This window comes from Streptomyces sp. NPDC001732 (assembly GCF_053596315.1).
On sequence record NZ_JBSFFY010000052.1, the window covers coordinates 1 to 19,797 of the forward strand.

Sequence of the window (19,797 nt, forward strand, 5' to 3'; positions counted from 1 at the left end):
CGAATACGTCCAGTATTCGGGCGTCCCTCCGCCTTGCGATGCACCGCGTCTGACGCCGCACGCTGATCCACCAGGGATTACGGGACAGCCCTTAGGGTGTGGCCATGACGATGTACGCGGCGCTGTTGCGCGGAATCAACGTGAGCGGCCACAAACGGGTCCCGATGGCCGAACTCCGCACACTGCTCACCGAACTGGGCCACGGAGACGTCCGTACCCATCTGCAGAGCGGCAACGCCGTCTTCAGCAGCGCGGCCGACGACGAGAACGCCCTCGCCGCAGAGCTGGAGCAGGCCATCGGGAAACGGTTCGGCTTCCCGGTCCCCTGCCTGGTCAGGGACGGCGCCTACCTGGCGGAGACCGCGGCGGCCTGCCCGTTCCCCGCCGCCGAACTCGAAGGCAGGCAGCTGCACATCACGTACTACGACCAGCAGCTCGACGCCGACCGCTTCGCCCCGATCGACCCGGCGGCCTTCCTCCCCGAGGAGTTCCGCCTCGGGAACCGCGCGCTCTACCTCTACACCCCCGGCGGACTGGGCACCTCGAAGCTCGGCGCCGCACTGGCACGCCCCTCCCTCACCAAGGGCCTCGTCGCCACCTCGCGCAACTGGAACACCGTGGTCAAGCTGGTGGAGATGACGGCGACGACCGGTACCGCACAGGACGGAGCCCGCACATGAGCGAACCGTCCCCCGGTGTGGCAGCGGCGGTCGAGGGCGAGCTGCGCCTCCTGGACCCGGCCGTACGCGCCTCCCCCGAACTCCTCTCCCGGGTGCTGCACCCCGAGTACCGCGAGATCGACCACGAGGGCCGGATCTGGGACCGCGACACGATCATCGCCGAACTCACCGCCGCGGACGCCCCCCGCCCCGGACCGCTCACCGCGTCCCGGATGAGCGGAGTCCAGTTCGGCGACGAACTCGTCCACCTCACCTACGACACCGAGACGAAGGGCCGCCTGTCCCACCGCAGTTCGCTCTGGCGGCCGACCGACGACGGCTGGGTGCTGTACTTCCACCAGGCCACCCCGTTCACCGCCACGGACCCCGGCACCACCTGCTGACCCGAGGTCTCAGGAGCGCTTTGCGCTTCCCGGGCGCGGGACCGGGAACCGGGGCGGGGCCCGGAAGTCGTGTGGATCGCTGTCGCCTTTCTTCAATTCCTGCTCCGGGGGCCGGTCATAGGCTGACGGCATGAAGAACGAGCACGCTCACATGACCGAAGTCGCCGCCGAGGCGGCCCGTATCGCCCGCTCCATCGGTGCCGGACAGCTCGACGCGCCGAAGACGCCCTGCGGTGACTGGGACCTGCGGGGGCTCATCAATCACTGGGTGCTCTACACCTCCCACGGCCTGGAACACCGGGCCCTGCGCAAGGATCTTCCGGACGAGCTCACCGGGCGGGACTTCACCGCCGACGCCGACTGGGCGCAGCAGTACGCCGAGCAGTTGGACCGGGCCGTCGCGGCCTGGGCGGACCCGGCCGTCTGGGAGGGGGAGGTGGACCTCGGGGGTTCGACCTCGCCGGCCGCCGACATCGCCGCGATGCTCATCGAGGAGACGGCCCTGCACGGCTGGGACGTGGCCCGGGTCGTCGGGGAGGAATTCCGGCTCTCCGACGAGGCGGCAGCGTACGTCCTCGGTGTCGTCGACAGCACCGCCGCGCTCTACCGGCAGTACGACGGCTTCGCCGACGAGGTCGCCGTGCCCGAATCGGCGTCGGTGTTCGAGCGCGCGGTGGCCCGCAGCGGACGCGACCCGTACTGGACCGCGGCCTGAGCCACGGTCTGCCGGAACCCCACCGGGTGCGGCCCGGCCCGGACGAGAGGCGTCAGTCCTGCCAGTAGAAGAGCAGGGTGCCGATGTCCAGGGGGCGGCGACCGCCGAAGTGGGAGACACAGAGGCCGGTGACCCGGATCTCGCCGGTGAGGCGGTGCAGTGCGTACGCCGCCCGCAGCTTCGCCTCGGTCGTCGGCGCCTCGCGGAGGTGGCCGCGGAGCCGGTCCGGGTCGGTGAGGAGATCCAGGAGCGCGATACGGGCCTCCGCCACGTCCTGCGGGTCGTGGGCGCGGGCACACAGGGCCTGCGGCGCCACCACGGATGCGCCGGATCGGTCACGTACTCGGCCAGTCCGTCCGCGTCGAACGCGCGCAGGCCATCGGTGTCGGTCTGCCCGGCCTGCGGGACCAGGGTTTCGACGGTGGGCATCAGCGGATGCCACCGCCTGCCGCCGACGCCCCGCCGCTGGATTGATTGGCCCAGGGGAAACGATGGCGAATGGCCCGGGACCGTATGCCACTTCGTGTCTACGCTCGACCCATGAACAGCACACCGCACACGCCCGGACCGGGCCGGACCACCGTCGACTTCTACTTCGACCCGGCCTGCCCGTTCGCCTGGATCACCTCCCGCTGGATGCTGGAGGTGGAGCAGCACCGCGACATCGAGCTCCGCTTCCGCGTCATGAGCCTCCATCTGCACAACATCGGCAACGAACTCCCCGACTGGTACCGGGACCTGGTCGACAGGTCGATCGGTCCGGTGCGGGTCGCGGTCGCCGCGGCGGCCGAACACGGCGACGGTGTCCTGCGCGACCTCTACACCGCGATGGGCACCCGCATACACCGGGAGAAGAACGAGGACTTCGACCAGGTCGTCGCCGAATCCCTCGCGGAACTGGGCCTGCCCGCAACCCTGGCGGACGCCGCGCACTCGCAGGCGTACGACGAGGCACTGCGGCGCAGCCACGACGCCGGCAAGGACCCGGAGGCGGACGCCTACGTCGGTACGCCCACCATCCACGTCGACGGCGCGGTCTGGTTCGGGCCCGTCCTGCGGGCCGCGCCGCGCGGCGAGGAGGCGGGGCGGTTCTTCGACAGCTTCCGCACGCTCGCCGGGAACCCGGACTTCTTCGAGCTCAAGCGGACCCGGACGGGCGGCCTGGACGTGGGGTGACCGCGCCGCGTCACGCGCTGAGCACGGCGGTCCGGGCCGCCGGGACCCGGGCCCCGTCGTACCGGGCCAGCAGCAGCCGCGCCAACTCCGGTGCCGGGCCCAGGACATCGGCCAGCACGTCCGCACCGGCCGCGCCCGCGGCGATCCGGTCGGGGAGCCGGCCGGGCGCGATGACACAAGGGGCCACCGCCACCCGTCGTACCCCCTCCTCCCGCAGGGCCCGTACCGCGTCCTCGGTGCGGGGGAACCCGTGGGGAGAGGTGGCGGAGGCGAACGCAGGCCGCACGGAACACCAACCGGTGTGCCGCAGCTCCCGCGCGATTTCAGCGATCACTGCGATCGCCTCCGGGTCCGTGGAGCCCGCCGAGGCCAGGACCAGCCCGGTCGAACTCCGGTCGCCGGGACGGATCCCGGCCTCGCGCAGCCGCCGTTCCAGGGCCGCGTTCAGCAACGGCGACGGGCCGAGCACCCCGGCCTGCCGGACGCGCAGCCGGGGCAGCCTCGTCCGGGCCTCGCGCAGCACCGCCGGGACGTCGGACTTGGCGTGGAAGGCCCGGGTGAGGAGCAGGGGGAGTGCGACGACCTCCGCCGCGCCCTGCGCCGCCAGCCGCTCCAGTACCCGCGGCACCGACGGCGCGTTGAAGTCCAGGAAACCGGTCTCCACGCGCAGCCCCGGCCGCAGCGACCGCACCCGCGCGGTGAGCGCGTGCACGGTCGCCGCGTGCCGCGGGTCACGGCTGCCGTGGGCGACGACGAGGAGTACCGGGGCGTTCATGACCGGGCTCAGTTCTTGACGAGGAGGCCGCGGCTGCGCAGCACCCACCGCTCCAGCGGGCTGAAGGCGAGCAGGTCGACCGCGATGCCGACGAACAGGATCAGGATGATGGCGAGGAAGATGCCCGGCATGTCCGCGTTGTTGCGGCCGTTCTCCAGCAACTGCCCGAGCCCCAGGCCGAGATCGGGGGAGGACGCGATGATCTCGGCGGCCATCAGCGAGCGCCAGGAGAACGCCCAGCCCTGCTTGAGCCCGGCCAGATAGCCGGGCAGTGCGGCCGGCAGCACGATGTGCCGGGTCCCGCGCAGCCCGGTCGCGCCGAGCGTACGGCCCGCCCGGAGGAACAGCGGCGGCACCTGGTCGACGCCGGAGACCAGCCCGTTGGCGACCGAGGGAACGGCGCCCAGCAGGATCACGGCGTACATCATCCGGTCGTTCAGCCCGAGCCAGATCACGGCCGGTGCGACCCAGGCCACCGACGGCAGGGACTGGAGCCCGGACAGGATCGGGCCGATCGCGGCCCGCACGAACCGCACCCGGGCGACCAGCAGACCCAGCGGCGTACCGATGGCCACGGCGAGCAGGAAGCCGAGCAGACCGCGCGAGACGCTGGTCCAGACGACGTCCAGGAGCGTCCCCTGCAACCACATCTGCGCCGCGCTGTCCCACACCGCGGCCGGTGACGGCAGCTTGTAGTCGTCGGTGACCTGGGCCCGGACGAGCAGCTGCCAGACGACGACCACCAGTCCCACCGCGAGCACCGGCGGCAGCACCTTGCGCACCAGCACCTCGCGCACCGGGGTGCGGCGCGGCTGCACGGTGTCCAGCGCGTCGAGCCCCGCCTCCAGACCGGCCAGGTCGTCGGGCTTCGTTTCAGTGCCGGCCATGACGGCGGATCTCCCCACGCAGTTGTTCGGTGATCTCGACGGACAGCTCCGCGACCGCGTTGTCCTCGATGCGGCGCGGCTGCGCGATGCCGACCGTCCACTCGCGGGCGATCCGGCCGGGGCGGGACGACAGCAGGACGACCCGCTCGGCGAGCCGCACGGCCTCGCGCACGTTGTGGGTGACGAAGAGGACCGAGAGGTTCGTCTCGCGCCAGATCCGGGTCAGCTCGTCGTGCAGCACGTCCCGGGTGATGGCGTCGAGCGCGGCGAACGGCTCGTCCATCAGCAGCAGTTGACTGTCCTGGGCGAGGGCGCGGGCCATTGCCACCCGCTGCCGCATGCCGCCAGAGAGCTCGTGCACCCGCTTCTTGTACGCCCCGCCGAGCCGTACGAGTTCGAGCAGCCGCTCCGCCTCCGCGCGGCGCTCCGGCCCGGCCACGCCGCGCAGCCGCAGCGCGAGCTCGATGTTCTTGCCCGCGGTCAGCCACGGGAACAGGGCGTGCTCCTGGAACATCAGGGCCGGCCGCCCGCCCGGGGTCTCGATGGACCCCGAGGTCGGGCGGTCGAGTCCGGCCACCAGATTGAGCAGGGTCGACTTCCCGCATCCGGAGGCCCCCAGGAGGGTGACGAACTCGCCCGGTGCGACATCGAGCGTGATGTCGTCGAGGACGAGCTGCCGCCCCTGCGGCCCGCCGAAGGACTTGGACACGTGCGTGATGCGGGCGGCGTGCCCGATCGCCGTACGGTCCTCGGCCCTGGTGAGAGTGTTCGCCATGGTCGTCACCTCCTGGGAATCCTGGGTTCGGGTCCGGACGGCTCGGGCCGCCCCGACCGCCGGTCTGCTACTCGACGCCGAGACCGGCGTCGGCGACCTCGGGCCTGCCCTCGGCCCTGAGGACCTTGTTCAGCGGCCTCAGGTCGTAGATCCCGTCGAGGTCCGGCTTCTCCAGCAGCCCGGCCTTCACCGCGTGCCGGGCCTGCGCGTCGAGCGTGGCGGCCAGCGGGTCGTCGGTGAGCCGGATCGACTTCCACGCGGGGTCGACGACATCGGCGGGCAGCGCCTTGCCGGTCAGCTTCTCCAGCGCGGAGTTGGCGGACTCCTTCGCCTTCTCGGGGTTGGCGTCGATCCACGCGTTGGTCTTCACCGAGCCGCGCAGCACCGCCTCGACGACGTCCGGGTGCGCGTTCAGGAACTTCTGCGACACGATGATGTTGGTGATCACGAACTTGTTGTCCGGCCACAGGCTCGACTCGTCGAGCAGTTCCTTCGCCCCCTCGGCGACCAGCTTGGACGCGGTGGGCTCGGGGACCCAGGCGCCGTCGACGGAACCGGACGCGTAGGCGCCCGGGGTCACCTTGTTGTCCGTGCGGACCACGGAGACGTCGCCCCTGCCGCTCTGGGCGTCGACCTTCCAGCCCTTCTCGGAGATCCAGTTGAGGAAGGCCACGTCCTGGGTGTTGCCGAGCTGCGGGGTGGCGATCCGCTTGCCCCTGAGGTCGTCCAGGGTCTTGATCTTCTTCGGGTTCACGACCAGCTTCACCCCGCCGGACGCCGAACCGCCGATGATCCGCAGGCTCTTGCCGCCGGACTTGGTGAAGCCGTTGACGGCGGGCGACGGGCCGATGAAGCCGATGTCGATCGAGTCGGCGTTGAGCGCCTCGATCTCGGAGGGGCCCGCGTTGAACTGGGCGGTCTTCAGCCGGGTGCCGCCCAGTTCCTTCTGGAAGATCCCCTCCCGGTCGCCGACCAGGGCGGTGGCGTGGGTGAGGTTGGGGAAGTAGCCGATCCGCACGGTGTCCGCGGAGAGCTTCCTGCCGTCGGCCGGCCCGCCCGCCTTCCCGGCGTCGTCCTCCTTCGCCTCGGAACCGTAACCGCAGGCGGTGAGCGCGACGGCGAGCAGCGGCAGTGCGGCGACGGCGGCGAGGCTTCGGCGCAGCGTGGTGCGGGGGGCAGGCACGGGAGGTCTTCCTCTCGTAGGCCCGGTGCTCGCGCCCCTCGGAGCTACGGGGACGCGGCCGGGCGGTCGGCAGGTTCTGACTGGCGGTTCGGGTGGTACGACCGGGCGCGCGGGCGGTGCGCGTACGTCATCGCGCACATCGCGCGACTCCGCCCTGGCCGCTGCCGAGGGCGCCGCTGCCGACGCGGCCGCCCTCCTTCGCGAACGTGGCGTAGACGTCGATGCTCATCAGAAGTCCCATTCGGCGTCGTCGGACGCGTCGTCGACGGACCCGGCCGCGGTGGCGAACGAGGCGCCCGCCATGCCGGCCGTCAGCGTGGTGCCGTCCGCCGGGTCGATCAGGAGGAACGAGCCGGTGCGCCGGGAGTCCGCGTACGAGTCCAGGGCGAGCGGCTCCGCGGTCCGCAGGACGACCCGGCCGATGTCGTTGGCGACGAGCCGGCCGGGCGCCGGGTGCTGGGAGAGGTCGTCCAGCGCGAGGCGCGAGGGGATGTCCTTGACGATCGCCTTGACCGTGCGGGTGGTGTGCTTGATCAGCACCCGCCGGCCGACGTCGAGCGGCTGGTCGGCGACGTGGCAGACGGTCGCCTCCACGTCCTGGGTGACCGCCGGGGCGTCGGCGGAGGGGGCGATCAGGTCGCCGCGCGAGATGTCGATGTCGTCGGCCAGCCGGAGCGTCACGGATTGCGGCGCCCAGGCGATGTCCACGCTCTCGCCGAGCGCGTCGATCGCGGTGATGGTCGACGTGCGGCCCGAGGGCAGCACGGTGACGGCCTCGCCGACCCGGAACGTCCCGGCCGCGATCTGGCCCGCGTAGCCGCGGTAGTCGGGGTGCTCGGCCGTCTGCGGCCGGATCACGTACTGCACGGGGAAACGGGCGTGGCAGGCGGTGAGGTCGTGGCTGACCGGCACCGTCTCCAGGTGTTCGAGGACCGTCGGGCCGCCGTACCAGTCCATGTGCGCGGACGGCTCCACGACGTTGTCCCCGGCCAGCGCGGAGATCGGTATCGCGGTGATCTCCGGGACGCCGAGCGAGGCGGCGTACGCGGTGAACTCCTCGGCGATGGCGGCGAACACCGGCTCCGCGTAGTCGACCAGGTCCATCTTGTTGACGGCCAGCACCACGTGCGGCACCCGCAGCAGCGCGGCGACGGCGGCGTGCCGACGGGTCTGCTCGACGACCCCGTTGCGGGCGTCGACCAGGACGACGGCCAGCTCGGCCGTCGACGCGCCGGTCACCATGTTCCGGGTGTACTGCACATGGCCCGGCGTGTCGGCCAGGATGAAGCGGCGGCGCGGCGTCGCGAAGTACCGGTAGGCGACGTCGATGGTGATGCCCTGCTCGCGCTCGGCCCGCAGACCGTCGGTCAGCAGCGCCAGGTCGGGCGCCTCCTGGCCCCGGCTGCGCGAGGCGTGCTCGACGGCCTCCAGCTGGTCGGCGAGGACCGACCTGGAGTCGTGCAGCAGACGCCCCACGAGGGTGGACTTGCCGTCGTCGACGGACCCCGCGGTGGCGAACCGCAGCAGGGTGGTGGCCGACAACTGCTCGGCTGTGGTGGTCATCTAGAAGTACCCCTCGCGCTTGCGGTCTTCCATCGCGGCCTCGGACAGCTTGTCGTCGGCGCGCGTCGCGCCCCGCTCGGTGAGCCGGGAGGCGGCGATCTCGGCGATCACGGCGTCCAGCGTCGTCGCGTCCGAGTCGACCGCGCCGGTGCACGACATGTCGCCGACGGTGCGGTAGCGCACCTGCCGGGTCTCGACGTCCTCGTGGTCCTTGGGGCCGCCCCAGTCGCCTGCGGTCAGCCACATGCCGTTGCGGTTGAAGACCTCGCGGTCGTGGGCGAAGTAGATCTCCGGGAGCTCGATGCCCTCGCGGGCGATGTACTGCCAGACGTCCAGCTCGGTCCAGTTGGAGATCGGGAAGACCCGGACGTGCTCACCGGGGGCGTGCCGGCCGTTGTAGAGCTGCCACAGCTCGGGGCGCTGGCGGCGCGGGTCCCACTGGGAGAACTCGTCGCGCAGCGAGAAGACCCGCTCCTTGGCACGGGCCTTCTCCTCGTCGCGGCGCCCGCCGCCGAACACGGCGTCGAAGCGGTACTGCTGGATCGCCTCGGTCAGCGGCACCGTCTGCAACGGGTTGCGGGTGCCGTCCGGGCGCTCGCGCAGCTTCCCGGCGTCGATGTACTCCTGCACGGAGGCGACGTGCAGCCGCAGTCCGTGCCGGGCCACCGCGCGGTCGCGGTATTCCAGCACCTCGGGGAAGTTGTGCCCGGTGTCGACGTGCAGCAGCGCGAACGGCACCGGCGCGGGCGCGAACGCCTTGAGCGCCAGGTGCAGCATCACGATCGAGTCCTTGCCGCCGGAGAAGAGGATCACCGGCCGCTCGAACTCGCCCGCCACCTCGCGGAAGATGTGCACCGCCTCGGACTCCAGCGAGTCCAGGTGGCTGAGTGCGTACGGACTGCCGGTGCCTTCCGACACGGTCGCGGCGGTCGTCATGCCACACCCCTCTCGCTCAGCAGCGCGTACAGCTCCGCCGCGGACTCCTGCACGCTCTGGCGATGCGACTCGATCCTCAGATCGGGCGACTCGGGCTCCTCGTACGGGTCGTCGACCCCGGTCAGCCCGCTGATCTCGCCCGCCGCCTGCTTGGCGTACAGGCCCTTCACGTCACGCTCGGAGCACACCTCGACCGGGGTCGCGACATGCACCTCCAGATACGGGGTGCCCTCGGTCCGGTGCCGTCCCCGCACCGCGTCCCGGCTGTCCGCGTACGGGGCGATGACGGGGACCAGCACCTTCACGCCGTTGGCCGCCAGCAGCTCGGCGACGAAGCCGATCCGCTGGACGTTGGTGTGGCGGTCCTCGCGGGAGAAACCGAGCCCCGCGGAGAGGAACTCCCGGATCTCGTCGCCGTCTAGCACCTCCACCCGGTGGCCCTCGCCGCGCAGCCGCCCGGCGAGTTCGTACGCGATGGTGGTCTTGCCCGCGCTCGGCAGACCGGTCAGCCAGATGGTGGCTCCCGTCTCCGTCACGCTCATCGAAGTCTCCTGATCAGTCGTCATCAGTCGTGCAGCCCGCACTCGGTCTTGCCCCGCCCCGCCCAGCGCCCGGCGCGGGCGTCCTCGCCCTCCAGCACCCGGCGGGTGCAGGGCGCACAGCCCACGGAGGCATAACCGTCCATCAGCAGCGGGTTGGTGAGCACGCCGTGCTCCGCCACGTACGCTTCCACGTCGTCCTGCGTCCAGCGGGCGATCGGCGAGATCTTGACCTTCTGCCGCTTCCCGTCCCAGCCGACGACCGGGGTGTTCGCCCGGGTGGGGGACTCGTCGCGGCGCAGCCCGGTCGCCCAGGCCGTGTACCCGGTCAGGCCCTCCCGGAGCGGCCCGACCTTGCGCAGCGCGCAGCACAGGTCGGGGTCGCGGTCGTGCAGCTTCGGCCCGTACTCGGCGTCCTGCTCGGCCACGGTCTGCCGGGGCGTGAGCGTGATGACGTTGACGTCCATCACCGCCTCGACCGCGTCGCGGGTGCCGATCGTCTCCGGGAAGTGGTAGCCGGTGTCGAGGAAGACCACGTCCACGCCGGGCAGGACGCGCGACGCGAGATGGGCGACGACCGCGTCCTCCATGGACGAGGTGACGCAGAACTTCCTGCCGAAGGTGTCGGCGGCCCACTTCAGGATCTCGGTCGCGGAGGCGTCCTCCAGCTCCCGGCCCGCCCGGCCGGCCAGTTCCGCCAGTTCCCCGGCGGTGGGTTCGGCGCTCAGCCGTCCGGCCGTCATGCTCCGTCCCCTTCCCCCGAGTCGCGTCGCAGGCCCCGGGTCAGCAGGCCCAGGAACCCGAGCTTGAACGCGCGGTTGCAGGAGGCGCACTCCCAGGCACCGTGACCGGCCTCGTGCGGGCGCAGGTCCTCGTCCCCGCAGTACGGGCAGTAGAACGGTGCGGCGCGTCCGCTCATGACAGCGACTCCGCACTGGCGCGCGCCGCCCAGGTCGCGAACCGCTCGCCGTCCTCGCGCTGCTCCTGGAAGCGGCCCAGGACCCGCTCGACGTAGTCGGGCAGTTCGGCCGAGGTGACCTTCAGACCGCGGACCTTGCGGCCGAAACCGGCCTCCAGCCCGAGGGCGCCGCCCAGGTGCACCTGGTAGCCCTCGACCTGGTTGCCGTCGGCGTCCAGCACGAGCTGGCCCTTGAGGCCGATGTCGGCGGTCTGGATGCGGGCGCAGGCGTTGGGGCAGCCGTTGATGTTGATGGTGAGCGGCTCGTCGAAGTCCGGCAGGCGGCGCTCCAGCTCGTCGATGAGCGAGGCGCCGCGCGCCTTCGTCTCGACGATCGCCAGCTTGCAGTACTCGATGCCGGTGCAGGCCATCGTGCCACGGCGGAACGGCGACGGCTTCACCTGGAAGCCGAGCGCCTCCAGGGCGGCGGCCAGCGACTCGACCCGGTCCTGCGCCACGTCGAGAACGATCATCTTCTGCTCGACGGTGGTGCGCACCCGGCCGGAGCCGTGCGCCTCGGCCAAGTCGGCGATCTTGGCGAGGGCGGCGCCGTCGACGCGTCCGACCCGGGGGGCGAAACCGACGTAGAAGCGGCCGTCCCGCTGCGGGTGGACACCGATGTGGTCGCGCCACCGGCTGCTGGGCTCCGCGGGCGCGGGCCCGTCCAGCATCGGGCGCTTCAGGTACTCGTCCTCCAGCACCCGCCGGAACTTCGCGACGCCCCAGTCGGCGACCAGGAACTTCAGCCGGGCGCGGTTGCGCAGCCGACGGTACCCGTAGTCGCGGAAGATCCCGACGACGCCGGCCCAGACGTCCACGACCTCGTCCAACGGCACCCAGGCGCCCAGCCGTTCGGCCAGCCGGGGGTTGGTGGAGAGGCCGCCGCCGACCCAGAGGTCGAAGCCGGGCCCGTGCTCGGGGTGCTCGACGCCGACGAAGGCGACGTCGTTGATCTCGTGCACCACGTCCTGCACGGGGGAGCCGGAGATCGCGGTCTTGAACTTGCGCGGCAGGTTGGAGAATTCGGGGTTGCCGATGTAGCGGGCGTGGATCTCCTCCAGCGCCGGGGTGCCGTCGACGATCTCGTCGGCGGCGATGCCCGCCACGGGGGAGCCGATCATCGTGCGGGGGCAGTCGCCGCACGCCTCGGTGGTGGAGAGCCCGACGGCCTCCAGCCTCTCCCAGATCGCCGGGACGTCCTCGATGCGGATCCAGTGCATCTGGACGTTCTGCCGGTCGGTGATGTCGGCGCTGCCGCGGGCGTACTCCTGCGAGATCTCACCGATGACGCGCAGCTGCTCGGTGGTCAGCTTCCCGCCGTCGATGCGGACCCGCATCATGAAGTACTTGTCCTCCAGCTCCTCGGGCTCCAGGACCGCGGTCTTCCCGCCGTCGATGCCGGCCCGCCGCTGGGTGTACAGGCCCCACCAGCGCATGCGTCCACGGAGGTCGTTGGGGTCGATGGAGTCGAAACCGCGCTTGGAGTAGATCGTCTCAATACGTGTCCGCACATTGAGACTGTCGTCATCCTTCTTGAACTGCTCATTGCCGTTCAGCGGGGTGTAGTGCCCCAGGGCCCACTGGCCTTCGCCGCGGTGGCGTCCAGCCTTGCGGCGGGGCGCGGCGGGCGCGGGCTGTTTCGGGGTGGCGGCCATGACGGTACGTCCTTCGGGACTGCGGGAGGGCGGCTCTGAACTGCACACTCGCATGGAGACGCGGCGGTGCGCAGATGCTGCAGAAGAAAGCGGGGAACGCGGCGGTGCTGGGACTCTCAGCCCGCCGGACAGATGGCGCTGGACATGCGGCCGAGGTCGACGTGGCGTCGACTCACCAAGGCGGTTCCAGTTCCGGGCATGACGGAAGCGTGGCACGCGCTTCTCGGGCCAGTCCACCACTATCCAATATGTGGACGAGAACCTCCCGCTGGGTGAGACGGTGTGGCGCCTGTCACGCGAACCGCTCCTTCCGGGCCGTCCGTAATCGCTGCAATTTCCCCACATGGTGGCGGTCGTCCGGAAGCGGGGGGCCCGGTCCCGGTGAAATTCCGGGGCCGGGCCCCCGCGCGGGACACGACGGAGAGGGATGCCGGGCCGGGCGCTACCGCTGTGCGCCGGGCCACGGCCCGGGGGTCGCCACGTCCGGCTCCAGCTCCACCTTCGTGTCGAAGAGCCGGAAGCCGCGCCGCAGATAGTTGTCCATGGCGTGCGGCCCGTCCTCGGAGCAGGTGTGCAGCCACACCCGCTTCGTCGGCGTCCGCTCCGGCCAGCGCTCCGCCAGGTCCCAGGCGCGGGCGACCCCGTACGAGAGCAGATGGCCGCCGATCCCGTGCCCCCGGAAGGCGGGCATCAGCCCGAAGTACACGACCTCGACCACACCCTCGTCCTGCGGGTCCAGCTCGATGTACCCGGCCGGAGTGCCGTCCTTGTACGCCACCCAGGTCTCGGCGCCCGGCCGGCCCAGGACCTCCTCCCACTGCGCGTACGTCAGGGCGAGCCGGTCCGTCCACCGGATGTCACCACCCACCGCCGTGTAGAGGAACCGGCTGAACTCGGGCAGCGGCACCTGTGAGCGCACGATCCGCACATCGCCCTTCGGGGCGGCGGCGGGACGCAGGTCGTCGGGGGAGGTCTGTTCCAGGGACCAGACGGTCACCTCGGTGGTGGCGGGCGGTGCGGTATGTGCGGGGTTGTTCATGGCTGTCAGGGAACCACGCCGCGCCGCCCGCCCCCAAGCCGGTCCCCGGGCCAGGCCGGCCCGCTCCGGCGACGGCCCCGCAGCCGTCCCGCTTCCCGGCGGCCCTCAGCCGGCCGCGCGCGCCCTGACCACCACCGGGGCCGTCGAGTGCGGCAGCAGGTCGGCCGGGTGGTCCGGATGGATCACCTCCACCTCGACGCCGTCGCCGAACCGGTACGGGCGGTGCGCGAGCACCTCCGCGAGGTGGCGGCGCATCCGCGAGATCTCCGCCCGCACCGTCACCGTCCGGGTCGCGTCGCCGAAGATGTCCTGGGCGAGTTCGGACGCCGTACGCCCCTCGCGGTGCAGCGCCAGGGCGTACAGCAGCTCCGCGTGACGGGGCGAGAGCCGCTGCGTCCAGGTGCCCACCGCCCCCACCACATTGACCGTGAGCCCGCGCGGCCGGCTCAGATCCAGCACCACCCGCTGCGGCGCCCCGTCCGCCGGCCCGTCCGCGACCTGCACCAGCCAGCCGCCGGGCAGCGGCTCGACCCGGCACATGCCGAGCGACGGCAGCCACACCCGCCCCGGCCGTAACGACTTGGGCAGCGGCAGCCGGTCCATCGGCGGCATCCCGGTCACCGCCGCGAGCCAGCCGTTGGTGTCCACCGCCAGGGCCCGCCCGCCCAGCCGGCACAGCAGCGGCGCCGCCACCGAACGCAGCCGGTCCAGCGCCTGCAGATGCCGGTTCCTGATCTCGCTCTCGGCCAGCCTGGCGACCGAACCGACCAGGGCGAGCGTCGTCGGATGGAACGTGGACGCGGGGCCGCTCATGTCGACGATGCCCATCAGTTTGCCGTCCCTCGGGTCACGTATCGGGGCCGCCGCGCACGTCCAGTTGTGCAGCGTCCGCACGAAGTGCTCCGTCGAGTGCACCTGGATCGGGAGGCGCGAGATCAGCGCCGTGCCGATCGCGTTCGTCCCCGTGCTCGCCTCCGCCCACGCCGCGCCCTCCGACAGACAGATGCTGTCCGCCCGGCGCAGCACCCGGGTGTTGCCCTGGCGCCACAGCACCCGGCCCTCCCCATCGGTGACCACCACGATCTGCTGGGCGGTGTCCGCCAGGGAGACCAGGCCGTCGTTCAGCAGGGGCATCACCTCGCCCAGCGTCGAGGTCCGGCGCCGGTGCTCGATCTCCTCCACCCCGAGCAGCACGCTCTCGGTGGACTGGTCGGGATCGATGCCGCTGCGCAGCATCCGGTCCCACGAGGCACCGATCTCGGCCCGCGGGGCGACCACCGGACGGTTGCCGGCGAGCCTGGCCTCCCTGGCCCGGTGAACCAGGCGGACGGCCTGGGCGGCCTGGGGGACGGCCGACCGCTTCACCTCGGCAGCACTGATCTCCACGCTTGCTTCCCCCCGTCCGACAGGGACTGCTCGACACTCCACGGCCCCATCCTGCCGCTGCGCGGGGCCCGATACCGCACACTCCGCACAATGGTTGCAACCCTTTGCAACTCTGGCGAGGACGTGCGGGTTCGTACGAGAGTGGGGGAACACCGTGCGGCGGAGCCTGTGCCCCCCGTCCGGTGTGCACAGCAAGGAGGGTGGTGCCGTGTCGGCGCAGCACCACCCTCCGTCGCTGCGCCCTCCCCGGACGGCTCTCGTCAGCCCTCCCCGCCCCGGCGGTCGGGACGGGCCCGTTCCACCACCGAGGCCAGGTCCAGACTGTGCGGCAGCGTCCCGAAGGCCGCCCCCCAGTCCCCGCCCAGCCGGGACGCGCAGAACGCGTCGGCCACCTCCGGCGGAGCCCAGCGCACCAGCAGCGAACCCTGGAGCACCAGCGCCATCCGCTCGGCCAGCCTGCGGGCCCGCGCCTCGATCCCGTTCAGGTCGGCGAGCTCCGTCAGCATGTCCCTGATCGCCCCGTCCAGCCGGTGGTCGGCCCCGCGCGCCGCACCGACCTCCTGGAGGAACGCGTTCAGCGCCACCGGTTCACGCTGCAGGGCCCGCAGCACGTCCAGCGCCTGCACGTTCCCCGAGCCCTCCCAGATCGAGTTGAGCGGCGCCTCGCGCAGCAGCCGCGGCATCCCGGACTCCTCGACGTAACCGTTGCCGCCCAAGCACTCCAGCGCCTCGCCCACCAGGGGCGTGCACCGCTTCGTCACCCAGTACTTCGCCACGGGCACCGCGATCCGCAGAAAGGCCCGCTCGCTCTCCGTACCGGCGTCGTACGCCGCCGCCAGCCGCATCGCCAGCACCGTCGCGGCCTCCGACTCCAGCGCCAGATCGGCCAGCACGTTGCGCATCAGCGGCTTCTCGATCAGCACCCCGCCGAACGCGCTGCGGTACGCGCAGTGGTGCACCGCCTGCGCGACCGCCTGCCGCATCAGCGCCGCCGAACCGAGCACACAGTCCAGCCGGGTCGCCGCGACCATCTCGATGATGGTGCGCACCCCGCGCCCCTCCTCGCCGACCCGACGCGCCCACGTGCCGTCGAACTCGACCTCGGCCGACGCGTTCGACCGGTTGCCCAGCTTGTCCTTGAGCCGCTGAATCGCGAAGGTGTTGCGGGTGCCGTCGGGCAGCACCCGGGGCAGCAGGAAGCACGTCAGGCCCCCGGGCGCCTGCGCCAGCACCAGGAAGCCGTCGGACATCGGCGCCGAGCAGAACCACTTGTGCCCGGTGAGCAGGTACTCGCCCGCCGCGGCCAGCGGTTCGGCCCGGGTGGTGTTCGACCGCACGTCGGTGCCGCCCTGCTTCTCCGTCATGCCCATCCCGAGGAGCGCCCCGGCCTTCTGGGCGGCGGGCCGCAGCCCCTGCTCGTACACGAACGAGGTCAGCAGCGGTTCCCACTCGGCGGCCAGCGCCGGATCGGTCCGCAGCGCGGGCACCGCCGCGTGCGTCATCGACAGCGGACAGCCGTGCCCCGCCTCGGCCTGCGTCCACACGAGGAAGCCGGCCGCCCGCCGCACGTGCCCCGCGGGCCGGTTCCAGGCGCCGGTGAGGCCCGCCGAGACCGCGTGGCCCAGCAGCCGGTGCCAGGCCGGGTGGAAGTCCACCTCGTCGATGCGGTGGCCGTACCGGTCGTGGGTGCGCAGCACCGGCGGATTCGCATTCGCTCGCTCGCCCCACTCCTGCGCCTGCGCGGAGCCGGCGGATTTGCCGAGGTCGCCGAGTTCGCCCCGGACCTCGGCCAGGAGGCCGGACGGAACGTGCCGTCGCACGGCCTCGGTGAGCACCCGGTCGGCGGCGAAGACGTCGTAGCCGACCAGCGGCGGGACCTGGTTGGACACTGTGTGGGTGGTGGCTGCCATGCCGATACGGTAAGGACGTGCAGGCAGCAGATGAAACACCCGAGCGGCCGGCCGGGCGACTCCACCGGGCCCGGGTCCTCTACCGCAACGTGTCCAAGCGGCAGATGGCCTGGCAGTTGCTCAAGGACACCGTCAACTCGTGCATGGAGTACCGCATCCTGGGGCTCGCGGCCGAGGCGGCGTTCTTCACCCTGCTGTCCCTGCCGCCCCTGCTCCTCGGCCTGATCGGGCTCCTCGGCTACGTCGACGAATGGACCAGCACCACCACGGTCGCCTCCATCGAGCGCAACATCCTCAACGCCGCACACACCGTGCTCAGCGAGCGCGGCGTCAACGACTTCGCCAAGCCGCTGCTGGCCGACATCACCACCGGCGCCCGGCCCGACGTCATCTCGATCGGTTTCGCGATCGCGCTCTGGTCCGGCTCCCGCGCGGTCAACGTCTTCATCGACACGATCACGGTGATGTACGGGCTCGACGGCCACCGCGGCATCGTCAAGACGCGCCTGCTCGCCTTCCTGCTGTACGTCGTCGCGCTGCTGCTCGGGGCCGTCGTGCTGCCGCTGCTGGTCGTCGGCCCCGACCGGGTCGTGGAGTTCGTCCCCTGGGGCACCGAGCTCATAAGCATCCTGTACTGGCCGCTGGTGATACTGCTGTCGATCGCCTTCCTGACGACGCTCTACCACGTGTCCGTACCGGTGCGTTCGCCGTGGATCGAGGACGTGCCGGGCGCGCTGGTGGCGCTCGCGATGTGGGTGCTGGGCAGTTTCCTGCTGCGGATCTACCTCACCAGCACGGTTGAGGGGCCCACGATCTACGGCTCGCTGGCGGCCCCGATCGCCGTGCTGCTGTGGATCGGCATCTCCGCGTTCGCGGTGCTGGTGGGAGCGGCGGTGAACGCGGCCATCGACCGGGTGTGGCCCTCGCTGGCCACGGCCGCCGCCCGCGCGGCCAACGACCGGCTGCGCGCGGCCCAGGCGGCGGAGCTGGTCGCCAGGGCGCAGGCGGAGCACCGGGACCGGTACCGCTGGGACGAGGACGACGAGGACGAGGACGACGACGAAGGCGACGAGGGCAGCCCCTACATGCCCTCCGAGTTCCCGGAACGCTGGTCGAAGTTCCTGCCGCCGGACGACGTGAAGTCCAGGCTGCAGCCGAGCCGCGACAAGGAACCGGACAAGGACAAGGACGGGGACAAGGACGGGGAGCAGGAGCCGCCGGACGGCGGTGCGGACCGGCCGGCCGGTGCTTGAGGGCCCCGTTCGTCCGGCGCCGGGCGGCGTGTCAGCCGGCGGGAGGCGCCGGGGGCGCGGTCGGTGCGGGAGGCGCGGGTGCGGCCTGGGCGGGCACCGGCGGCGTAGGTGATGCCGCGGTCGGCGGCGGAACGCTCGTCGCTCCGGCGGCGGGCGGTGCCGCCGCGTTCTCCCGCTCGGCCCCGGGGGACCAGGACAGCTTGACCACGAGGTGGCCCTCCACCGCGCTCTTGGCGATCACGGCCCCGGCCTCCGCCGTGATCTTCACCCCGAATTCGAGCTCCACCCCGTCGGGTTTCAGGGCGCCGTCCCGGAACACCGCGAGGGCGGACTCGGCCGCCGACCGCATGCCCGTGAGTGCACTGTCGAACGTACGACCGGCTCTGGTCAGGGTGTTGTCGTCGCCCAGGGCGACCAGATTCGCCCCCTGCGCCTGACGGTCGACCTCGACCGTCACCGTCGCGCCGCTGTCGGTGGTGAACTCCATCAGTGCCGTCACGAGTGCCCCCGGGAAGCCGATTACGTCCGCAGGCGAGATTAGCGTGTGGGCATGGGCAACGGGTACGAGGAACGGGCCTCGCGGTTCGACGGCGCGACCGTGTGGACGCTGGAGGTGACGGGCGGTTCTGCCGGTCCGGTGCTGCCCGACGGATGCATGGACCTGCTCTGGATCGGTGGACGGCTGCTCGTCGCGGGCCCCGACACCCGTGCCATGGTCCCGGACGTCGAGCCCGGCGGACGGTACGCCGGAATCCGCTTCGAGCCCGGCGTCGCCCCCGCCCTCCTCGGCGTACCGGCGCACGAACTGCGCGACTGCCGGACCGGGCTCGCGGACCTGTGGCCCGGTGCCCTGGTCCGCGAACTCACCGAGCGCGTCGCCGAGGCCTTCGATCCCGCCGCCGCGCTGGAGGCCGTCGCCCTGCGCCGGGCGGCCGGGACCGCGCCGCCGGACCCGCTGATGCGGGCCGTGGCCGCCCGGCTCGGTGCCGGAGGGTCCGTCGCGGACACCGCGCGCACGGCCGGTCTCGGCGCCCGTCAGCTGCACCGGCGCTCGCTCGCGGCCTTCGGCTACGGCCCCAAGACGCTCGCCCGGATCCTGCGGTTGCAGCGGGCGCTGGCCCTCGCGCGGGCCGGGACGTCCTATGCCGAGGCGGCGGTCGCGGCGGGCTGCACCGACCAGGCCCATCTCGCCCGGGAGATGCGCGACCTGGCCGGCACCACCCTGACCGCCCACCTGAAGCCGGACACGCCGTGAAAGCCCCCGCGCGGCCGGCGCCCGTCCGGACGGGAGGCGGACGACGCCCCGGCCGCGCGGCCGGACGCCCGCGCCTTCCGCGTGTCCGGCTCAGCCGTTCGCGGCGAACAGCGACACCTCGCAGCCGTCCGGGTCGAGGACCGTCGCGTAACGCTGCCCCCACACCGCGTCCCACGGCTTCAGCCGCCCCTCGTGACCGGCACCGGTCAGCTCCTCGTACACCGCGTCCACCTCGGCCGGGCTGTCGCAGCGGAAGGCGAGCCCGAGGCGCTGCCCGCCGAAGGGCTCGGTCCAGTCGGGGTCGTACGAGCGGATGACGTCCTCGGTGTCCCACATCAGGCGCATGCCGCCCGGGAGCGTCGCTTCGACATGGGGTGCGGAGTCGGCGTCGGCGGGGATGTCGAGTCCGAGCCGGCGGTAGAAGGCGAGCGATGCGGCCAGGTCCTTGGCGATGATGCCGATCGCGTCCATGCGTGGAGTCATGCCCCGACCCTAGGCCGGGGCCGGAGACGGGTCTTGTAAGAAACGGACATGTGCCCGACCGGAAGCGGGGGCGCGGGACCGGCCCGGCGCACGGCCTTGGGGGCAGGCCCGGCCCCGCCCCCAAGGCCGAGCCCGTGCGCCGGGCCGGGCGGTTCATGACCCGAAGCCCGAAGCCCGAAGCCCGAGATCCGTGTGCCGGGCCGGTCCCGCCCATGGTCCGAGGCCCGTGCGTGGGCCCCGCACCCG

The 19,797-nt window shown here is 72.2% G+C and carries 22 protein-coding genes and 1 pseudogene; 6 read left to right on the forward strand and 17 right to left on the reverse strand.

Annotated features, from left to right (window positions below; all coding sequences use genetic code 11):
- Nucleotides 1-104: 104 nt before the first annotated feature.
- From ACWCXX_RS31560 to ACWCXX_RS31570, 3 genes are all read left to right on the forward strand, one after another.
- Complete coding sequence (locus tag ACWCXX_RS31560; RefSeq protein WP_451133226.1) at nt 105-680, forward strand: DUF1697 domain-containing protein; 576 nt, start codon at nt 105-107, stop codon at nt 678-680.
- Complete coding sequence (locus ACWCXX_RS31565; RefSeq protein WP_451133228.1) at nt 677-1,063, forward strand: nuclear transport factor 2 family protein; 387 nt, start codon at nt 677-679, stop codon at nt 1,061-1,063. The genes ACWCXX_RS31560 and ACWCXX_RS31565 overlap by 4 nt, the downstream gene beginning before the upstream one ends.
- A gap of 130 nt (nt 1,064-1,193) precedes the next feature.
- Nucleotides 1,194-1,778, forward strand: a complete 585-nt coding sequence (locus ACWCXX_RS31570) for a TIGR03086 family metal-binding protein (protein ID WP_451133230.1) — start codon at nt 1,194-1,196, stop codon at nt 1,776-1,778.
- 52 nt (nt 1,779-1,830) lie between these two features.
- Here ACWCXX_RS31570 and ACWCXX_RS31575 read toward each other — a convergent pair whose 3' ends face one another.
- Entirely contained in the window at nt 1,831-2,097 is a 267-nt protein-coding gene (locus ACWCXX_RS31575; protein WP_451133232.1) for a hypothetical protein, read from the reverse strand.
- Nucleotides 2,098-2,318: 221 nt separating this feature from the next.
- Between ACWCXX_RS31575 and ACWCXX_RS31580 the strand changes: the two genes are divergently transcribed.
- The gene (locus ACWCXX_RS31580) at nt 2,319-2,954 is read left to right on the forward strand and encodes a mycothiol-dependent nitroreductase Rv2466c family protein (protein WP_451133234.1); all 636 of its coding nucleotides are present in this window, start codon (nt 2,319-2,321) and stop codon (nt 2,952-2,954) included.
- A gap of 10 nt (nt 2,955-2,964) precedes the next feature.
- Here the strand turns inward: ACWCXX_RS31580 and ACWCXX_RS31585 are convergent, their stop codons facing one another.
- From ACWCXX_RS31585 to ACWCXX_RS31650, 14 genes are all read right to left on the reverse strand, one after another.
- Nucleotides 2,965-3,729 (reverse strand): sirohydrochlorin chelatase, encoded by a 765-nt coding sequence (locus ACWCXX_RS31585; RefSeq protein ID WP_451133236.1) that lies wholly within the window; start codon nt 3,727-3,729, stop codon nt 2,965-2,967.
- Nucleotides 3,730-3,737: 8 nt separating this feature from the next.
- Nucleotides 3,738-4,616 carry an ABC transporter permease gene (locus ACWCXX_RS31590; RefSeq protein ID WP_451133238.1) on the reverse strand — a complete coding sequence of 293 codons (879 nt, stop codon included), beginning with the start codon at nt 4,614-4,616 and terminating at the stop codon, nt 3,738-3,740.
- Nucleotides 4,603-5,391 (reverse strand): ABC transporter ATP-binding protein, encoded by a 789-nt coding sequence (locus ACWCXX_RS31595; protein ID WP_451133240.1) that lies wholly within the window; start codon nt 5,389-5,391, stop codon nt 4,603-4,605. Before ACWCXX_RS31595 ends, ACWCXX_RS31590 begins: the two co-directional genes overlap by 14 nt.
- A 67-nt stretch (nt 5,392-5,458) precedes the next feature.
- Nucleotides 5,459-6,574: an aliphatic sulfonate ABC transporter substrate-binding protein gene (locus ACWCXX_RS31600; RefSeq protein ID WP_451133242.1), complete on the reverse strand. Its 1,116-nt coding sequence runs from the start codon at nt 6,572-6,574 to the stop codon at nt 5,459-5,461.
- 228 nt (nt 6,575-6,802) lie between these two features.
- A complete protein-coding gene (locus tag ACWCXX_RS31605; protein WP_451133244.1) occupies nt 6,803-8,137 on the reverse strand; it encodes a sulfate adenylyltransferase subunit 1 in 1,335 nt (444 codons plus the stop codon).
- Nucleotides 8,138-9,073 carry a sulfate adenylyltransferase subunit CysD gene (gene cysD / locus ACWCXX_RS31610; RefSeq protein ID WP_451133246.1) on the reverse strand — a complete coding sequence of 312 codons (936 nt, stop codon included), beginning with the start codon at nt 9,071-9,073 and terminating at the stop codon, nt 8,138-8,140. It abuts the gene before it with no gap.
- A complete protein-coding gene (cysC, locus tag ACWCXX_RS31615) occupies nt 9,070-9,615 on the reverse strand; it encodes an adenylyl-sulfate kinase (protein WP_451133248.1) in 546 nt (181 codons plus the stop codon). The genes cysD and cysC overlap by 4 nt, the downstream gene beginning before the upstream one ends.
- 23 nt (nt 9,616-9,638) lie before the next feature.
- Nucleotides 9,639-10,355 (reverse strand): phosphoadenylyl-sulfate reductase, encoded by a 717-nt coding sequence (locus ACWCXX_RS31620; RefSeq protein WP_451133250.1) that lies wholly within the window; start codon nt 10,353-10,355, stop codon nt 9,639-9,641.
- Entirely contained in the window at nt 10,352-10,531 is a 180-nt protein-coding gene (locus ACWCXX_RS31625) for a hypothetical protein (RefSeq protein ID WP_451133252.1), read from the reverse strand. The genes ACWCXX_RS31620 and ACWCXX_RS31625 overlap by 4 nt, the downstream gene beginning before the upstream one ends.
- Nucleotides 10,528-12,225, reverse strand: coding sequence for a nitrite/sulfite reductase (locus ACWCXX_RS31630; RefSeq protein WP_451133254.1), 1,698 nt, complete (start codon nt 12,223-12,225; stop codon nt 10,528-10,530). The genes ACWCXX_RS31625 and ACWCXX_RS31630 overlap by 4 nt, the downstream gene beginning before the upstream one ends.
- A gap of 116 nt (nt 12,226-12,341) precedes the next feature.
- The gene (locus ACWCXX_RS31635; RefSeq protein WP_451133299.1) at nt 12,342-12,425 is read right to left on the reverse strand and encodes a putative leader peptide; all 84 of its coding nucleotides are present in this window, start codon (nt 12,423-12,425) and stop codon (nt 12,342-12,344) included.
- Nucleotides 12,426-12,667: 242 nt separating this feature from the next.
- A complete protein-coding gene (locus tag ACWCXX_RS31640; protein ID WP_451133256.1) occupies nt 12,668-13,264 on the reverse strand; it encodes a GNAT family N-acetyltransferase in 597 nt (198 codons plus the stop codon).
- A gap of 105 nt (nt 13,265-13,369) precedes the next feature.
- Nucleotides 13,370-14,650 carry a GAF domain-containing protein gene (locus tag ACWCXX_RS31645; protein WP_451133258.1) on the reverse strand — a complete coding sequence of 427 codons (1,281 nt, stop codon included), beginning with the start codon at nt 14,648-14,650 and terminating at the stop codon, nt 13,370-13,372.
- Nucleotides 14,651-14,910: 260 nt separating this feature from the next.
- On the reverse strand, nt 14,911-16,560 hold the full coding sequence (locus tag ACWCXX_RS31650; protein WP_451133260.1) for an acyl-CoA dehydrogenase family protein: 1,650 nt from the start codon (nt 16,558-16,560) through the stop codon (nt 14,911-14,913).
- A 17-nt stretch (nt 16,561-16,577) separates the two neighbouring features.
- On the opposite strand from ACWCXX_RS31650, the gene ACWCXX_RS31655 reads away from it, so the two are divergent.
- Nucleotides 16,578-17,813: a YihY/virulence factor BrkB family protein gene (locus ACWCXX_RS31655; RefSeq protein WP_451133262.1), complete on the forward strand. Its 1,236-nt coding sequence runs from the start codon at nt 16,578-16,580 to the stop codon at nt 17,811-17,813.
- A gap of 175 nt (nt 17,814-17,988) precedes the next feature.
- Here the strand turns inward: ACWCXX_RS31655 and ACWCXX_RS31660 are convergent.
- Nucleotides 17,989-18,312: pseudogene (locus ACWCXX_RS31660) on the reverse strand (CU044_2847 family protein); the annotation flags it as partial.
- Between the two features lie 51 nt (nt 18,313-18,363).
- On the opposite strand from ACWCXX_RS31660, the gene ACWCXX_RS31665 reads away from it, so the two are divergent.
- A complete protein-coding gene (locus tag ACWCXX_RS31665; protein ID WP_451133264.1) occupies nt 18,364-19,068 on the forward strand; it encodes a DUF6597 domain-containing transcriptional factor in 705 nt (234 codons plus the stop codon).
- 90 nt (nt 19,069-19,158) lie between these two features.
- Here the strand turns inward: ACWCXX_RS31665 and ACWCXX_RS31670 are convergent, their stop codons facing one another.
- Nucleotides 19,159-19,551 carry a VOC family protein gene (locus tag ACWCXX_RS31670; protein ID WP_451133266.1) on the reverse strand — a complete coding sequence of 131 codons (393 nt, stop codon included), beginning with the start codon at nt 19,549-19,551 and terminating at the stop codon, nt 19,159-19,161.
- Nucleotides 19,552-19,797 lie beyond the last annotated feature (246 nt).

What these genes read in the sequence shown, in the direction of transcription:
- ACWCXX_RS31650 (WP_451133260.1), bottom strand. Translation starts at nt 16,560, where the DNA reads ATGGCAGCCACCACCCACACAGTGTCCAACCAGGTCCCGCCGCTGGTC.
- ACWCXX_RS31595 (WP_451133240.1), bottom strand. Translation starts at nt 5,391, where the DNA reads ATGGCGAACACTCTCACCAGGGCCGAGGACCGTACGGCGATCGGGCAC.
- ACWCXX_RS31590 (WP_451133238.1), bottom strand. Translation starts at nt 4,616, where the DNA reads ATGGCCGGCACTGAAACGAAGCCCGACGACCTGGCCGGTCTGGAGGCG.
- ACWCXX_RS31570 (WP_451133230.1), top strand. Translation starts at nt 1,194, where the DNA reads ATGAAGAACGAGCACGCTCACATGACCGAAGTCGCCGCCGAGGCGGCC.
- ACWCXX_RS31605 (WP_451133244.1), bottom strand. Translation starts at nt 8,137, where the DNA reads ATGACCACCACAGCCGAGCAGTTGTCGGCCACCACCCTGCTGCGGTTC.
- cysD (WP_451133246.1), bottom strand. Translation starts at nt 9,073, where the DNA reads ATGACGACCGCCGCGACCGTGTCGGAAGGCACCGGCAGTCCGTACGCA.
- ACWCXX_RS31630 (WP_451133254.1), bottom strand. Translation starts at nt 12,225, where the DNA reads ATGGCCGCCACCCCGAAACAGCCCGCGCCCGCCGCGCCCCGCCGCAAG.
- ACWCXX_RS31565 (WP_451133228.1), top strand. Translation starts at nt 677, where the DNA reads ATGAGCGAACCGTCCCCCGGTGTGGCAGCGGCGGTCGAGGGCGAGCTG.
- ACWCXX_RS31585 (WP_451133236.1), bottom strand. Translation starts at nt 3,729, where the DNA reads ATGAACGCCCCGGTACTCCTCGTCGTCGCCCACGGCAGCCGTGACCCG.
- ACWCXX_RS31635 (WP_451133299.1), bottom strand. Translation starts at nt 12,425, where the DNA reads ATGCCCGGAACTGGAACCGCCTTGGTGAGTCGACGCCACGTCGACCTC.
- ACWCXX_RS31640 (WP_451133256.1), bottom strand. Translation starts at nt 13,264, where the DNA reads ATGAACAACCCCGCACATACCGCACCGCCCGCCACCACCGAGGTGACC.
- cysC (WP_451133248.1), bottom strand. Translation starts at nt 9,615, where the DNA reads ATGAGCGTGACGGAGACGGGAGCCACCATCTGGCTGACCGGTCTGCCG.
- ACWCXX_RS31620 (WP_451133250.1), bottom strand. Translation starts at nt 10,355, where the DNA reads ATGACGGCCGGACGGCTGAGCGCCGAACCCACCGCCGGGGAACTGGCG.
- ACWCXX_RS31625 (WP_451133252.1), bottom strand. Translation starts at nt 10,531, where the DNA reads ATGAGCGGACGCGCCGCACCGTTCTACTGCCCGTACTGCGGGGACGAG.
- ACWCXX_RS31580 (WP_451133234.1), top strand. Translation starts at nt 2,319, where the DNA reads ATGAACAGCACACCGCACACGCCCGGACCGGGCCGGACCACCGTCGAC.
- ACWCXX_RS31560 (WP_451133226.1), top strand. Translation starts at nt 105, where the DNA reads ATGACGATGTACGCGGCGCTGTTGCGCGGAATCAACGTGAGCGGCCAC.
- ACWCXX_RS31665 (WP_451133264.1), top strand. Translation starts at nt 18,364, where the DNA reads ATGGGCAACGGGTACGAGGAACGGGCCTCGCGGTTCGACGGCGCGACC.
- ACWCXX_RS31670 (WP_451133266.1), bottom strand. Translation starts at nt 19,551, where the DNA reads ATGACTCCACGCATGGACGCGATCGGCATCATCGCCAAGGACCTGGCC.